We start from the raw sequence: 15,895 nt of genomic DNA, 5'->3' as shown, positions 1-15,895 counted from the left end.
GGCGTCGCGGAGTCGCGCGGCGGCCGGCGATGGTGTCGAGTGAAGGAGACAACTGATGACCAGCGATCTCAAGCAACGCAAGTACGACAAGGCGTTCGAGCGGTACGACACCGACCACAACGGTCGGATCGACCAGAGCGACATCGACGCGATGGTCGAGAAGTGGTGCCAGGCGCTCGGCGCGACGCCGGGTTCGGCCGAGGCGAGCAGGCTCAGCAAGCTCGCCTCCGACATGTGGACGCAGATCCGGCAGCACACCGACCTGGACACCGACCTGGCGATCAGCAAGGACGAGTGGGCCTCGGCCGCCCAGGACCCGAGGTTCGTGGACGACGTCGCCGTGCCGTTCGCGCTGGCGGCCTTCGACGCGGCCGACTCGGACGGCGACGGCCGGATCAGCCGGGAGGAGATGGCCAAGGCGCAGACCGAGGCCGGCATGTCGGATGGCGAGTCGCGGGAGGCGTTCGACAGGCTGGACGTCGACCACGACGGCTACGTGAGCCGGGAGGAGTTCTCCAAGGCGGTGCGGGAGTTCTACCTCAGCGACGACCCGAACGCCAAGGGCAACCAGCTGGCGGGCACCCTGTGAGTCGCGGTGGGGTGCCGGTGCCCCGGTCCACCGGGCCGGGACGCGCACGACGATCACCCTCGACGTCCTGACCGGAGTGCGACCGGGGACGATCGCGCTGCCGCGGGGCGACGCGCCGGGTGACACGCCACTTCGACCACGACCCGGCCGAGGTCCGCTACCGCGCCACCGCCGAGCGCCCGTCCCGGGCGCGCGTCACGCCGACGCGGTGGCGGCCCTCGGCTGGGACGACGCCCGACCGGGCGCAACGGCATGGCCGCGCTGCCGCGGCAAACCGACTCGGCAATCGGCGGGCCGCGCCGCGCGGTAACCGGCGGGCCGCGCCGCGCAAGACCGGCCTCCCCGTGACGTCCACGATCAGATCAGCTGGAACTCGTAGATGGACGAGTCGATGTGGACCATGCCGTACGCGTCCGCGGCGTCGGCGATGGCCGGGGTCCACCCGATCAGCGCGCCGGGGATCTCGATCCGGTTCGAGCGGTGCTTGCGCACGGCGAAGCCCATCCGCCCGGCGAGCGCGACGATCGACTTCGGGTCGCCCATCGTGTCGCTGGTGTTCATGTAGACGCGCGCGCCGTCCGCGAGGTGCGGCTTCACCTCGTGGAAGAACCGCTGGTGCAGCGCGTAGCCCGGGTCGAACACCGAGCGCTCGATCGGCCGGTCGTAGGTCCGGTTCTCCCGCGCCCGCACGAGGGGCGGGTTGGAGACGACCAGGTCGAACACGTCCGCCGGACCGAGGTCGCCGAACAGGTCGCTCGTCCGGGCCTCGACCGCGCCCGCGACGTCGTGCGCCTTGGCGTTCAGCTCGGTGTTGGCCACGGCCGCCGGGTTGATGTCGGCGGCGACGACGCGCGCGCACCCGCTCCGGGCGGCCACCACGCTCGTCACGCCCGCGCCGCACCCGATTTCCAGGAAACGCGTCCCGGGACCGAACGGCAAAGCGGAGGTGAACGACTCGGTCGCGGGATCCGGCGGCCACACCTCGGGCAGCACGGTCCAGTCCAATCCCATGAGCTGTTTCGTGCCGCCCACCTTGAGGAGGTCGTCGGCCTGGGCGACCAACCAGTCGCCCACATCTTCGGCGAACGTTCTGTCCACGGTTGTCCCCCAACGGGTTCGGAAGTGTCGCCGGAGCGATTCGGCGAGAGTCGGCCGGCGAGGCCCGGGCGCGCCGAATCGCGCGAAGAAGCCCGCATTGCCCCCTTCGGTTCCGACGCATGCTAGACCTTGCCCAGAGGGCCGACAAGGGTGCATTCGACCGACACGTCTTCGGTTAACGTGAACGAGAGGTGAAGCCGGCTTGAGGTGTCGCCGGCGCGCCCGTCCGTGAATCCCGGCGAAATGAGACGGTGCTCGTCCCGTTGCGGGACCACGTAGTCACCGCCACTTCCTGCGGCACCGCGCGGCGGTCGTGCGGCACGGGCATTGACCGCCTCTTAACTTCGCCCAAAATCCCGGTCAAATCCGCTGTAAAAGCCCGTCGCGCACGGTCGTGAGCGAGTCTCGGGAACGCTCCCGCAACCGCCTTCACGCCGGTCCTGGGGTGACGGTGCGTGTCCGGGTCGCTGGCTCGGGTGTCATCGTCGCAGGTCAAAGCCACTGTCAGGCAGTCGGATCGCAGGTCGGCCGCGCTCGTTCCCGCAGGCGGTGATCGTCCGGGACCGCGGCCGGCACCCGCCCGAATGTGAGACTTTTCCGGATTTTCTCCGGTGCGAGGAATGTGGTGCCGGTGCCGGTGTTTGGCCAGTCCAGACGGGTCGGCCTAACGCAGATCAAGATCAACTTCTCGCTCCTGTCGGCAATGTGGCGTGGCGAGAACCAAGATCAACAGCGCCGATCGACCCCGCCGGCCTCCTTCACGGCATGACTTCTCGGTCGGTCCGGTGAATGTCCCGCACGCACAGGCCGCAATCGTGCGACTACCTGCGGTAGCTTCGGTGAAACCTTTACGTGCCTGCGGCGTTCTGTGTATTCTCCCTGGCACGGAACGTACGAATCGGACGTAGCGTGCAAACGGCGTAGTGAAAGCCTCCCAACGGGCGAGAGGTCCGGGAAGGGGTTGATCTCGCATGGTTCGGGCAGGCTGCGTCCGCATATTTCGGATTGGGTGGGTCCGAAGGACGGTGTAATCGGGCGCGAAGCACGCGTCGGCGTCTTGTCAGCCATTGGCATCACGTCGATGGGCGGCGCGCGCGAAAAAAGAATGTGCGTGCGGGGACGTTCGAGGGCGCCCGGGCGCACCCTTCCTTCATTACAGGGGTAGTTGGGGAATGGCGACAGTAGGGGTCATCGGGGCGGGCGTGATGGGCAAGGACGTGGCCATCACGTGCGCCGCCAACGGGTACGACGTGGTGCTGTCCGATCACGATCCCGACGTGCTGGCCGCGGCGCCCCGGGACGTCCGCCGGCTCGTCCGCGAGTTCCGGATGATGTCCCCGGCCACGGCCTCCTGGAAGACCGACGACGTCCTCGGCCGCATCCGCTTCACCGCCGACCTCGCCGACTTGGCCCGGGTGGACTGGGTCGTCGAGAACATCGTCGAGGACCTGGCCGCGAAGGAGCGGCTGTACCTGCGCCTGCGCGACGTCTGCGGCCCGGACGTCAAGATCGCCGCGAACACGAGCTGCATCTCCATCACCAAGCTCGCCGCCGCCACCGCCCACCCCGACAACGTCGTCGGCATCCACTTCATGAACCCGGTGCCGCTGCTGGAGTGCGCGGAGGTCGTGCGCGGCTTCCACACCTCCGACGACACGATCAAGCAAGCCGAGGAGTTCGTCGGGTCGCTCGGCAAGCGCGCCGTCGTGGTCAACGACATGCCCGGCTTCGTCTCCAACCGGCTGTCGCACCTGTTCATGAACGAGGCGGCGTTCCTGGTGCACGACGGCGTCGCCGAGCCCGAGCAGGTGGACGCCATCTTCAAGCTCGGCTACGGGCACAAGATGGGTCCGCTGGAGACCGCCGACCTGATCGGCCTCGACACCGTCGTCAACTCCCTGAACGTGCTCTACGAGGAGTTCCAGGACAGCAAGTTCCGGTGCTGCCCGACGCTCAAGAAGATGGTCGCCGCCGGCCTGCTCGGCCGCAAGAGCGGCCAGGGGTTCTACACGTACTCGAAGCACTGACCCGCGCGGACGCCGGGGCAGTGATCATGTTGGGGGACGTCGAAACATGAAGATGGTCAAGTGCGTCGTGTGGGACCTCGACGACACGCTGTGGCACGGCACCCTCTCCGCGGGCGACGACCTCGTCCTGCGCGACGGGGTGGTGGACCTGGTCAAGGCGCTGGACGCCCGCGGCATCCTCCAGTCGGTCGCCAGCAAGAACAACCACGACGACGCGATGCGCAAGCTGGAGGAGCTGGGCCTCGCCGAGTACTTCCTGTACCCGCAGATCAACTGGAACAGCAAGTCCAGCTCCGTCGCCGCGATCCGCGAGAAGCTCAACATCGGCATCGACACGATCCTGTTCGTGGACGACCAGCCGTTCGAGCGCGACGAGGTCGCCTTCGCCCACCCCGAGGTCGAGACGGTCGACTCCGCCGAGCTGGGCGGCCTGCTGTCGATGCCCCGGCTGAGCCCCAAGGTCGTGACCGCGGACGCGAGCCGCCGCCGCCTCATGTACCTGGAGGACCAGGCGCGCAACGAGGCCGAGCTGGACTACCAGGGCGCGGCGGACGAGTTCCTGGGCAGCCTCGGCATGATCTTCTCGATCTCCCGCGCCAAGGACGACGACCTGCTGCGCCTGGAGGAGCTGACCGAGCGCACCAACCAGCTCAACTCGACCGGCATCCAGTACTCGTACGAGCAGTTGGACGAGCTGATGCGCAGCCCGGACCACGACCTGTGGGTGTGCGAGCTGACCGACCGCTACGGCTCGTACGGCAAGATCGGCATGGCCCTGGTGGAGAAGCAGGACGACCGCTGGACGATCAACCTCCTGCTGATGTCCTGCCGAACGGTGTCCAAGGGTGTGGGCACGGTCCTGCTGTCGTTCCTGCTGAAGCGCGCCGCCGAGCACGGCAAGCGCCTGTTCGCCCGCTTCCGCCGCACGGACCGCAACCGCCAGATGCTGCTGACCTACCAGCTCGCCAACTTCCGCGTGGTGTGGCAGGAGGGCAGCGACTACCTGTACGAGCACGACCTCGCGGTCCGCCAGGAATACCCCGAGTACATCAAGGTCGAGATCGATGCATGACGAGGCGGTGGTGAACATGGCAGACGTCACGGTGGCGGACGCCGCGACCCGGATCCGGGCCTACCTGCGGGACAACATGACCGCGTTCAAGGACGTCGAGCTGGACGACGAGGACAACATCTTCGAGCGGGGCTTCTTCACGTCGCTGTTCGCCATGCAGCTCCTGCACTACGTCGAGTCCACGTTCGACGTCGAGGTGCCGGACGACTACATCGTGCTGCGGAACTTCAGCTCGGTCCGCCGCCTCGCGGACATGGTCGGCGAACTGAAGAGCGCGTCGGGTGAGTGACGCGGACCGGTCCGACGTCATCGCCAGAGCCCGGTCCTTCGCCGAGACCGAGCTGGCGCCGCGGGCCGCGGAGTTCGACCGCGACGAGCGGCTGCCGCGCGACGTCGTGCGCAGGATGGCGGAGGAGGGGCTCCTCGGCGCGTCGGTCCCCGAGAAGTGGGGCGGCCTCGGCCTGGACCCGTTGGCGTACGGCGAGCTGACCGAGGTGATCGGCAAGGCGTGCGCCTCCACGCGGGCGCTGCTGACCGTCCACACCTCGATCGTGGCCGGGACGCTGCTGGAACTGGGGTCCAAGCGGCTCAAGGAGAAGTACCTGCCGGCCCTGGCGCGCGGCGAGAGGATCGGCTGCTTCGCGCTGTCCGAGGAGAACGCGGGCTCCGACGCCGCCGCGGTCGCCACGACCTACACCAGGAAGGGCGACACGTTCGTCCTCAACGGACGGAAGAAGTGGATCTCCTTCGCCGGGATCGCCGACCTGTTCCTGGTGATCGCCTCCGACGACGGCGTCACGAGCGCGTTCGTCGTGGACCGCGACACGCCGGGCGTGGAAACCCGCCCCATGTCGGGGTTCCTGGGCAACCGCGCCACGCATATCGCCGAGGTCGCCTTCGCCGACGTCGAGGTGCCGGCGGAGAACCTGGTCGCGGGCATCGGCGCGGGCTTCGGCTTCGTGGTGAACACGGCCCTGCTGCACGGCCGGTACAGCATCGCGTGGGCCGGCGTCGCGCTGGCGCAGGCGGCGCTGGAGGAGATGTGCTCCTACGCGACGCAACGCGAGCAGTTCGGCGTCAAGATCGGCACGCAGCAGCTCGTGCAGAAGATGGTCGCGGACGCGGTCACGAACGTCGCCGCCGCGCGCGAGCTGTGCCGCCGCGCCGGCGGGTTCCTGGCCCGGCGCAGCGCCGACGCGGCCATGGAGACCAACGTCGCCAAGTACTTCTCGTCCACGATCGCGCAACGCGCGACGGCGGACGCGGTCCAGGTGCTCGGCGGGAACGGGTGCTGGTCGGGCTACCCGGCGGAACGCCTGTTCCGGGAGGCGAAGATCCTCGAGGTCATCGAGGGCACGTCGCAGTTGCAGCAGATCATGATCGCCGACTTCGGCTACAAGAAGTTCGCCAGGAAGAACTAGGCCCATGAACCTTGTCAGATCCCGCGCGTCGCGAGCACCCCGGAGGCCGTCATGGCAAGCACCCCGCGTGGCCGGGTGGTGAGGCGGCGATGACGATCCCCTGGATCCTGGGCGCGCCGGACGAGCGGGCGCTGCGCGAGGCGGCCGGCCGGTTGCGCGACTTCGTCGGCGGCACGGCCGCGGACCCCCGGGACGTCGGCCGCGCGCTGGCGGCCCGACCGCCGCACGCGCGCCGCGCGGTGCTGCTGGGCCGCGGCGACGACTTCGCCGGGCCGCTGGACCTGCTCGCCCAGGGCCGGCCGAGCCCGGACGTGGTCGAGGGCACGGCCGCCGCCGTGACCCGCACCGCGTTCGTGTTCCCGGGCCAGGGCGCGATCTGGCCGGGCATGGCGGCCGAGCTGCTCGACTCCGCGCCGGTGTTCGCGCGGCGGATCGGGGACTGCGCCGACGCCCTCGCGCCGCACGTGGACTGGTCGCTGGTCGACGTGCTGCGGTCGGACGCGGCGGACCTGTACGAGCAGACCGATGTCGTGCAGCCCGTGCTGTTCTCGATCATGGTGTCGCTCACCGAGCTGTGGCGGTCGCACGGCGTCCGGCCGGACGCGGTCGTGGGGCACAGCATCGGCGAGGCCGCCGCGGCCTTCGTCTCCGGCGCGCTGTCCTTGGACGACGCGGCCAAGACCGCCGTGCTGTGGAGCCGCGCGCAGTCCGCGCTGGCCGGCCGGGGCGGCATGGCCGTGGTGGCGCTGCCGGTGGACGACGTGGTCGCGTGGTTCGCCGAGCACGGCCACGACGTGGACGTCTCGGGCATCATGGCGCCGCGCACGGTGGTGGTCTCCGGCGACCGCGACGTGCTCGCGCTCGCCGCCGAGCGGTTGCGCGCCTCGGGCGTCTACGCCCACGTGACCTCCGTGCCGCTGGCCGCCCACTCGCCGCGGGTCGAGGAGGTGCGGGACACCGTGCTGGCCTCGCTGGCGTCGATCACCCCGCGGGCGTCCGACATCCCGTTCTACTCCGGCAAGGCGGGCGCGGTGGTGGACACCACCGGGCTGGACGCCGAGTACTGGTACCGCAACCTGCGCCAGCCGATGCTCTTCGAGAGCGCGACCAGGGCCATGCTGGCCGACGGCTACCAGGCGTTCATCGAGGTCACCGCGCACCCCGTGCTGACGCTGGCGCTGCGCCAGACCGCCGAGGACGTCGGCGTGGAGGTGCCGGTGCTCACCTCGCTGCGGCGGGACGAGCAGGGCCTGGAGCACTTCCTGACCTCGCTGGCCGAGGCGTACGTGAGCGGCCTGCCGGTCGACTGGGAGCCGCTGCTCGCCGGCGGCCGGGCGATCGACCTGCCCGACCTGGACGCGCCGGGCGCGGCCGGCTCCCGCGCCGCCGAGCCGGTCCCGGCCGCCGACCGCGGGTCGCTGGCGGGCCTGGTGTCGCGGCACGTCGCGGACGTGCTGGGCATCGCCGGTGACCTGCGCCAGGACGACTACGAGAAGAGCCTGTTCGAACTGGGCTGCACGTCGATGCAGCTCATCAAGCTCCAGAGCGGGCTCGCGCGCGAGCTGGGCGTCTCGCTGGAGAGCACCTTCATCATCGACCACCCCACCGCGAACGCGCTCACCGACGAGCTGGGCCGCCGCGTCGGCGAGGTCCGCGCGCCGGCCGCGTCCCGCGCCGAGCCGATGCCCGCGGCCGCGTTCGCCGCCGAGCCGCTCGCGGTGGTCGGCATGGCGTTCCGGCTGCCCGGCGGCATCGAGACCCGCGACCAGCTCTGGGAGACGTTGAGCGGCAAGGTCGACGTGGTGCGCGAGGTGCCCGCCGACCGGTGGGCGCACAGCGACCTCGACACCGGCGAGGTCACCACCACCCAGGGCGGCTACCTCGACCAGGTGGACCAGTTCGACCCGCTGTTCTTCAACATCTCGCCCGCCGAGGCCGAGTCGATCGACCCCCAGCAGCGGCTGCTGCTGGAGCTGACGTGGGAAGCGCTCGAAGACGCCGGGATGGACCCGACCACCGCCGGGCGCGACCGCCGCGTCGGCGTGTTCGTCGGCATCTACACCAACGACTACGTCCAGGTCGGCAAGAACCTCGGCCACCCGGCCGAGCGCTACAGCTACACCGGCAACATGGCGAACTCGGCGGCCGGCCGGATCTCCTACACCTACGGCTTCGAGGGCCCCAGCCAGGCGATCGACGCCGCCTGCGCGTCCTCGCTGTACGCGCTGCACCAGGCGGGCCGCGAGCTGAAGCAGGGCGGCTGCGACGTGGTAGTGGCCGCGGCGGTGAACCTGATCCTCAGCCCGGAGGGCCACGTGTCGTGGTCGCGGCTGCAGGCGTTGTCCCCGACCGGTCGGTGCCGCAGCTTCGACGACGGCGCCGACGGCTACATCCGCAGCGAGGGCGGCACGGTCGTCATCCTCAAGCGGCTGTCCGACGCGGAGCGCGACGGCGACGACGTCCTCGCCGTCATCAGCGGCTCCGCCGTCAACCACAACGGCGGGGGCGGCGGGTTCACCGTGCCGAGCGGCACCGCGCAGCAGCGCGTGGTCGAGGCCGCGATGGCCGAGGCGGGCGTCGGCATCGAGGACGTCTCCTACGTCGAGGCGCACGGCTCCGGCACGCCGATCGGCGACCCGCAGGAGGTCAACGCCCTGGCCCGGGTGTTCGCGGGCCGGCGGGACAAGCTGCGCGTCGGCAGCGTCAAGTCCAACCTCGGCCACCTGGAGTCCGCCGCGGGCATGGCCGCGCTGTGCAAGGTGGTCGTGTCCCTGCGGCACGGCAGGCTCCCGGCCACGCTGCACTTCCGCGAGGGCAACCGCCTCATCGACTGGGACGCCATCCCGATCGAGGTCGTGACCGACGAGGTGCCGTGGGAGCCGGTCGGCGGCGTCCGCCGCGCCGGCATCAGCTCCTTCGGCATCAACGGCAGCAACGCCCACATGATCGTGGAGGAGTACCGGCCGAAGCCGCGCGCCACGCGGCCGACGCCCGGCCTGGCCCGCCTGCTGCCCGTCTCCGCGAAGTCGGACGCCGCGCTGCGCACCGCGCTGCGGAACCTGGCCGAGTGGAGCGCGGGCACGACCGCCGACCTCGCCGACATCGCGCACACGCTGGGCGAGCGGCGGGCCGCCCTGCGGCACCGGGCGGCCCTGGTCTGCGACTCGGTGGCCGGCATCCCGGCCGCGGCCGAGGCCGCGCTGGGCGCGCTGGAGACCCGTGACCAGGCGGGCTCGGGCCAGGTGTTCGTCTTCGCCGGCCAGGGCACGCAGTACCCGGGCATGGCGCGGGAGCTGTACGAGCACGCCCCGCTGTTCCGCGACGAGCTGGACGAGATCGACCGGGTGTTCCGCCGGATCGGCGACGTGTCGCCGGTCGAGGCCATGTTCGGCGACGACGAGGAGCCGTTCCGGTCGCCGCGCCACACCCAGCCGATGATCTTCGCGGTCGAGCTGGCCCTCGCGCGGTACTGGCAGGCGCTCGGCGTCACGCCGTCGGCCGTGATCGGCCACAGCATCGGCGAGTACGCGGCCGCCTGCTTCGCGTCGGTCATGAGCCTCACCCAGGCGGTCGACCTGGTCACGCGCCGGGCGCGGGTCGTGGAGGCGTCCGGGGTGGACGGCTCCATGGCCACGCTGCTGTGCTCGCGGGAGCAGGCCGAGCGGTTGCTCGCCGACTTCCCGGACGTCTCCGTCGCCGCGGTCAACGCGGCCGAGAACACCACGGTGGCGGGCCCGGCCGACAGCCTGGCGGCGGTGCTCAAGGCCGCCCGGAGGCAGCGGGTCTTCACCGAGCGCCTGGACGTCTCGCACCCGTACCACTCCGCGCGCATGGCCCAGGCCGCGCGGGACCTGCACGAGCAGATCCGGCACCACGCGTTCGACCCGCCCGCCGTCCCGTGGTTCTCCGCGCGGACCGGCGGGCCCGTCGCCGCCGACGCGCCGATCGACGCGCGGTACTGGAGCGAGCACCTGGTCGAGCCCGTCCTGTTCCGGGCGGCGGTGGCCGGCGCGGTCGCGGGCGGCGCACGCGTCTTCCTCGAGATCGGCGCCACCGCCACGGTCGGCGGCCTCATCGCGCAGGAGCACCCGGACGCGATCGTCGTGCCGAGCCTGCGCAAGGGGCGTTCGGACACGCGGCAGCTGCTGGAGAGCGCGGCGGTGCTGTGGGAGCAGGGCCGCTCGCTGGAGTGGACCAGGCTGCCCGGCGGCGGTTCCGGCGCCCTCGTCCGCGACCTGCCGCACACCCCGTTCGACCGGCGTCGGACCTGGTACTCCGACCGGTCCGGGCAGCAGGGCGGTGAGGCGGCGCGACCCGTCGTCGTCGAGGCGGAGAGGACCGGTGTGCGGCGCATGGCCGAGCGGGAAGCAGTCGTCGCGTTCGTCAAGCAGGTCATCAGCCAGGTCACCGGCGTGGCCGTGGACGCGATCGAGGAGTCCGTCCAGCTGTTCGCCCTGGGCATCGACTCGCTGATGCTCGTCCAGCTCGGCAAGCGCGTCGAGGCCGAGTACGCGCTCGACATCCCGATCAAGGCGTTCTTCGAGTCCCTCTACACGCCGGGGCTGCTGGCCGACTTCGTGCTGAAGCACCGCCCCGCCGAGGCGGTCCCGGCGGCGCTCCCCGCCGAGCCCGTCGCCGCCGCGACCCCGCCGCCGGTCGCCGTGGCGTCGCCGGTCCGGGCCGAGGTCGGGGCCGCCGCGCCGGCGCCCGGCATCGAGGGCATCATCCGGTCGCAGCTCGAGATCATGCAGCAGCAGTTGGACGTGCTCGCGGGCACGGCGACCGGAGCCCCGACCCCGACCCCGGCCCTGAACCCGACCCCGGCCCTGAACCCGACCCCGGCCCTGAACCCGACCCCGGCCCTGAACCCGACCCCGGCCCTGAACCCGGCCGCGGCCCCGAAGGCGGAGAAGCGCCGCCCGGCGGCCCCGGCGCGCAAGGTGGGCACCTACACCAACAACATCGAGCTGACCGACGACCGGCTCACCGACGAGCAGGCCGGGTTCATCCGCGACTTCGTGGCGCGGTTCACCGCGAAGACCCCGACGTCCAAGCAGTACGCGGGGGAGCACCGCGAGGTGCTGGCCGACTGGATCGCCTCGCTCAACTTCAACCCCAGCATCAAGGAGACGGTCTACCCCGTCGTGTCGGCCCGCTCGCGCGGCGCGACCTTCTGGGACGTGGACGGCAACGAGTACATCGACACCGCGATGGGCTACGGCGTCCACTTCTTCGGCCACCAGCCGGACTTCATCGTCGACGCCGTGCGCGACCAGCTCGACCGCGGCTACGAGCTGGGTCCGCAGAACCGGGTGGCGGGCGAGGTCGCGGAGCTGGTGCACGAGATGACCGGCGCGGAGCGGGTCGCGTTCTGCAACACCGGCACCGAGGCCGTGATGGTGTCCGTGCGGCTGGCCCGCGCGGTCAGCGGCCGGGACAAGATCGCGAGGTTCCTCACCTCCTTCCACGGCAGCTACGACGCCGTGCTGGCCGAGGCCGACGGCGAGGACAGCATCCCCACCTCGATCGGCATCCCGCAGTCGGCGGTGGACGACACGATGGTGCTCACCTACGGCAGCGCCGAGTCGCTGGACCGCATCCGCCGGCACGGCTCCGAGCTGGCCGCCGTGCTGGTCGAGCCGGTCCAGTCGCGCAACCCGACGCTCCAGCCGACGGAGTTCCTGCGGGAGCTGCGTCGGATCTGCACCGAGCACGGCATCGCGCTGATCTTCGACGAGATGATCGTGGGCTTCCGGATCGCGCTGGGCGGCGCGCAGGAGCACTTCGGCGTCGAGTCCGACATGTCGCTGTACGGCAAGCTCGTCGGCGGCGGGATGCCGATCGGCATCATCGCCGGCAAGAGCAAGTACCTCGACGCCGTGGACGGCGGCGCGTGGTCGGACGTGGACGACTCCAAGCCGGCCGTGCCCACCACGTTCTTCGCCGGGACGTTCTGCAAGCACCCGCTGACGATGGCCGCCTGCAAGGCCGCGCTGACCTACCTGCGCGACCACGGCGAGGAGGAGCTGGCCGCCGTCAACCGGCTCACGGCCGACTTCGCGCGTCGCGTGAACGACTACTTCGAGGCGGAGGAAGTGCCGCTGAAGGTGTCGCACTTCGCGTCGCTCTACAAGTACGAGACGGTCGTGCCGCGCGACATGACCGACATGTCGTTGACGCTCAACCTGTTCTTCAAGCTCATGGTGTTCCACGGCGTCTACGTGTGGGAGCGCCGGACCGCGTACTTCTCCCTGGCGCACACGCGGGAGCACCAGGACCGCATCTTCGAGGTCATCCGCACCAGCGTCGAGGCGCTGCGCGCCGGCGGGTTCGACTTCCGGCGGGCGACCTCGACCGCGCCGCGCGGCCTGCCGTCCGGCGCGCGTCGGGGCGCGGGCCTCGAACCGCTCGACGCCACCGCCGTGTCCGAGCAGGAGAAGCGGGTCTACGTGCTGTCGCGGATGCGCGGCGGCAACGAGGCGTACCAGATCGTGACCGGCCTGCGCTTCGACGGCCCGGTCGACCCGGGGCGGCTGGCCGAGGCGTTCGCGGCGATCGCCCGCAAGCACGAGAAGCTGCGCGCGTACTACGAGATCGACGCGACCGACATCAAGGCGCGCGTCTCGGCCGAGGTCACGCCCGAGTTCCACGTCTTCGACCACCGGCGCGACCCCGCGCTGCGCACCGAGGACGTCGTCGCGGCGATGAACCGGCCGTTCGACCTGGCCCGGCCGCCGCTGTGGCGCTGCGGGATCGTCATCGACGCGGACGGCACGCACCACCTGGTGCTGTCGCTGCACCACATCGTGGCCGACGGCGCGTCCATCGACATCATCCTCGGCGACCTCGCCGACCACCTCGCCCGCGGCGCGCTGGCCGACGTGCGGTCCGACGGCTACGCGGCGTTCGTGCGGCAGCAGGCCCGGTCCGCCGCCTCGCCCGCGTACCAGGAGCACCGCCGGTGGTGGCTGCGCGAGTTCGAGACCGTGCCGCCGCCGCTGAACCTGCCGACCGACTCGCCGTACCCGCTGGTGAACGACTTCACCGGCACGCACCACTACTTCCGGATCGACGACGAGCTGCACCGGGCGGCCAAGGCGGTGATCGAGCGGCACCGCACCACGCCGTTCATCTTCTACCTGTCGCTGTGGTCGGTGCTGCTCGCCCACGCCACGGGCTCGGACGACCTGTGCGTCGGCGTGCCGCTGGACCAGCGCATCATCGGCTCGTTCGACGGCACCGTCGGCATGTTCGCCCAGTCCCTGCCGCTGCGGATCCGGCCGACCGCGGACACCCGCGTGCCGGACCTGCTGCACGCGGTGCGCGACACCAGCCTCGCGGCGGTGGACCACTCGTCGTACTCCTACGACGTGCTGGTCCAGGAGCTGGACCTGGACCGCGACTTCGGGCGCAACGCGCTGTTCGACGTCATGTTCACCTTCACCAACGCCCGCGAGCGGGTGCGTCGGTTCGGCGACGTCGAGGGCACGTCGGAGGACTTCGGCGTGCCGCGCTCGATGTTCGCGCTGTCGCTGGAGCTGACCGAGCGCGACGGCGGCCTGTTCGGCGACCTGAACTTCTCCGGCGTGTACGGCGAGCGGCGGATGACCGGGCTGGCCGAGCAGTTCGTGGACCTGGTCGCGCGTGTCGTGCGCGAGCCCGACCAAACCGTGGACGAGCTGTCCCGGCTGGCCGACGAGACCCGGGAGCGGCTGCTGGCGTGGGGCGCCGGGCCGGTCGTCGCGGACGTGCCGACCCTCGCCGCGGTGTTCGACGCGGCGCTGCGCGACCACGCCGGACGGCCCGCGATCCGGTTCGGCGGCCAGGAGGTCACCTACGCCGAGCTGGCCGAGCGGGTGGACCGGTCCGCCGGCTGGCTGCGCGCGCACGGCGTGGGGGAGCGGGACCTGGTCGGGCTCCTGCTGCCGCCGTCGCCCGAGCTGGTCACGCTGATGCTCGCGGTCAACCGCATCGGCGCGGCGTGGCTGCCGATGGACGTGAAGGACCCGGCGAAGCGGCTGCGGCTGGTGATCGACACCGCCGAGCCGAAGAAGGTCGTGTGCGGCGCGGACCTGGCCGCCGCGGTGGACCTCGGCGACCGCGCGCTGGTGCCGGGGGAGGGCGGCCCGCTCGACGGCGGCGTGCCCGCCGCGGCGCGGACCGGCCCGGACGACCTGGCGTACGTCATCTTCACGTCGGGCTCGACCGGCACGCCCAAGGGCGTCACGGTGACGAACGGGTCGCTGGCGAACTTCCTGGTCGGGATGCCCGAGGCGCTGGGGTGGGCCGAGCACAGGGCGGTGGGCTGCCTCACCACCCCGTCGTTCGACATCTTCCTGCTGGAGACGCTGCTGACCCTCGCCAAGGGCGGCACGGTCGTGGTGGCGGGCGAGGCGGAGGTCCGCACGCCCGCGGACATCGCCGAGTTCGTCGTCGCCAACGGCGTCCAGTACCTCCAGATGACGCCGACCCGGCTGCGCCTGCTGTTCGCCGACCCCGCCGCCGCCCACCGCGCCCTCGCCCGGCTGGACAAGCTCATCGTCGGCGGCGAGGCGTTCCCGGAGGACCTGCTGCCGCGGCTGGCCGAGCACGAGTCGTTGGAGGTCCACAACGTCTACGGCCCGACCGAGACCTGCATCTGGTCCAGCGCCAAGGACCTCACCGGCGGCGCCGACGCCGTCACCATCGGCACGCCGATCGCCAACACCACGTTCTACGTGCTGGACGACAACCTCCGGCTGGTGCCCGAGGGCGTGGCGGGGAACCTGTGGATCGGCGGGCTCGGCGTGTCGCCCGGCTACCTCCACCGGCCCGAGCTGACCCGCGAGCGGTTCCGCGCGAACCCGTTCGGGGACGGCCGGATCTACCTCAGCGGCGACCGCGCGCTGTGGCGCGACGGCGAGGTGCACTGCCTGGGCCGGGTGGACGACCAGGTGAAGATCCGCGGCTACCGGGTCGAGCTGGGCGAGATCGAGCTGGCGATCACCGGGCACGACCTGGTGACCGGCGCGGCGGTGATCGTGCGGGAGCTGCCCGGCGGCGGCCAGGTCATCCGGGGCTTCTACCAGGTGCGCGAGGGCGCCTACCTCGCGCCGGAGGTGTTGCGGGACTGGCTGGCCGAGCGCCTGACCGACTACATGGTCCCCGCGACCCTGGCCCCGGTGGCGGACATCCCGATGACCACGAGCGGCAAGGTGGACCGCCGGGCGCTGGAGGCGCGGGCCGACCAGCCGGCGCCGGAGGTCGAGCGCGCCGACGAGCCGCGCACGGGCGTGGCGCAGCAGCTGGTCGCGGCGTGGCGCAAGGTCCTCGGCGACATCCCGATCGGCTCCGACGAGAGCTTCTTCGACCTCGGCGGCAACTCGTTCAGCCTGGTCCTGCTGCTGGAGGAGCTGCACCGGCAGTTCCCCGGCCTGCTCGACGTGAGCGATTTGTTCGCGAACCCGACGATCGACAAGCTGCGCAAGCACCTGGAGTCGCGGCTCGGCCGGGACGACGGCGACGCGCTGCTGACCGGGTTCGGCGTGCGGCTGCCCGAGTCGTGGTTCGCCGGCGGCGCCGAGGCCGACGGCCGGGTGGAGGCCGCGCTGCCCGCGCGCACCGCGCAGGCCCTGGCACGGCTGGGCGACGGCGCGCACGGGCCAGAGGACCTGGCGCACGTCGCGCTCGCGGTCACGCTCAACAAGAT

The 15,895-nt window shown here is 71.5% G+C and carries 7 protein-coding genes (1 of these 7 cut by a window edge); 6 read left to right on the top strand and 1 reads right to left on the bottom strand.

The window, feature by feature from the left end:
- Positions 1–55 precede the first annotated feature (55 nt).
- Positions 56–589 carry an EF-hand domain-containing protein gene (locus tag ACWEFJ_RS25370; RefSeq protein ID WP_378086730.1) on the top strand — a complete coding sequence of 178 codons (534 nt, stop codon included), beginning with the start codon at positions 56–58 and terminating at the stop codon, positions 587–589.
- Between the two features lie 357 nt (positions 590–946).
- Here ACWEFJ_RS25370 and ACWEFJ_RS25365 read toward each other — a convergent pair whose 3' ends face one another.
- On the bottom strand, positions 947–1,687 hold the full coding sequence (locus ACWEFJ_RS25365) for a methyltransferase (RefSeq protein ID WP_378086732.1): 741 nt from the start codon (positions 1,685–1,687) through the stop codon (positions 947–949).
- Between the two features lie 1,172 nt (positions 1,688–2,859).
- Between ACWEFJ_RS25365 and ACWEFJ_RS25360 the strand changes: the two genes are divergently transcribed.
- From ACWEFJ_RS25360 to ACWEFJ_RS25340, 5 genes are all read left to right on the top strand, one after another.
- Positions 2,860–3,714, top strand: coding sequence for a 3-hydroxyacyl-CoA dehydrogenase family protein (locus ACWEFJ_RS25360; protein WP_378086733.1), 855 nt, complete (start codon positions 2,860–2,862; stop codon positions 3,712–3,714).
- Between the two features lie 46 nt (positions 3,715–3,760).
- The gene (locus ACWEFJ_RS25355; RefSeq protein ID WP_378086735.1) at positions 3,761–4,786 is read left to right on the top strand and encodes an HAD-IIIC family phosphatase; all 1,026 of its coding nucleotides are present in this window, start codon (positions 3,761–3,763) and stop codon (positions 4,784–4,786) included.
- Entirely contained in the window at positions 4,779–5,075 is a 297-nt protein-coding gene (locus ACWEFJ_RS25350) for a phosphopantetheine-binding protein (protein WP_378086737.1), read from the top strand. Before ACWEFJ_RS25355 ends, ACWEFJ_RS25350 begins: the two co-directional genes overlap by 8 nt.
- On the top strand, positions 5,068–6,207 hold the full coding sequence (locus tag ACWEFJ_RS25345) for an acyl-CoA dehydrogenase family protein (RefSeq protein ID WP_449715274.1): 1,140 nt from the start codon (positions 5,068–5,070) through the stop codon (positions 6,205–6,207). The genes ACWEFJ_RS25350 and ACWEFJ_RS25345 overlap by 8 nt, the downstream gene beginning before the upstream one ends.
- An 89-nt stretch (positions 6,208–6,296) precedes the next feature.
- Positions 6,297–15,895, top strand: the 5' portion of a protein-coding gene (locus ACWEFJ_RS25340; protein WP_449715273.1) for an amino acid adenylation domain-containing protein. The gene runs 406 nt beyond the window's last position; 9,599 of the gene's 10,005 nt are visible here — the first part of the coding sequence; the start codon lies at positions 6,297–6,299; its stop codon lies beyond the right edge, outside the window.

The organism is Actinosynnema sp. NPDC004786 (genome assembly GCF_053601135.1).
This window is presented reverse-complemented; position numbering and strand designations above follow the sequence as displayed.

Bases quoted from the DNA above. Each gene is read 5' to 3' on its own strand.
- ACWEFJ_RS25370 (WP_378086730.1), top strand. From the start codon at position 56: ATGACCAGCGATCTCAAGCAACGCAAGTACGACAAGGCGTTCGAGCGG.
- ACWEFJ_RS25360 (WP_378086733.1), top strand. From the start codon at position 2,860: ATGGCGACAGTAGGGGTCATCGGGGCGGGCGTGATGGGCAAGGACGTG.
- ACWEFJ_RS25355 (WP_378086735.1), top strand. From the start codon at position 3,761: ATGAAGATGGTCAAGTGCGTCGTGTGGGACCTCGACGACACGCTGTGG.
- ACWEFJ_RS25350 (WP_378086737.1), top strand. From the start codon at position 4,779: ATGCATGACGAGGCGGTGGTGAACATGGCAGACGTCACGGTGGCGGAC.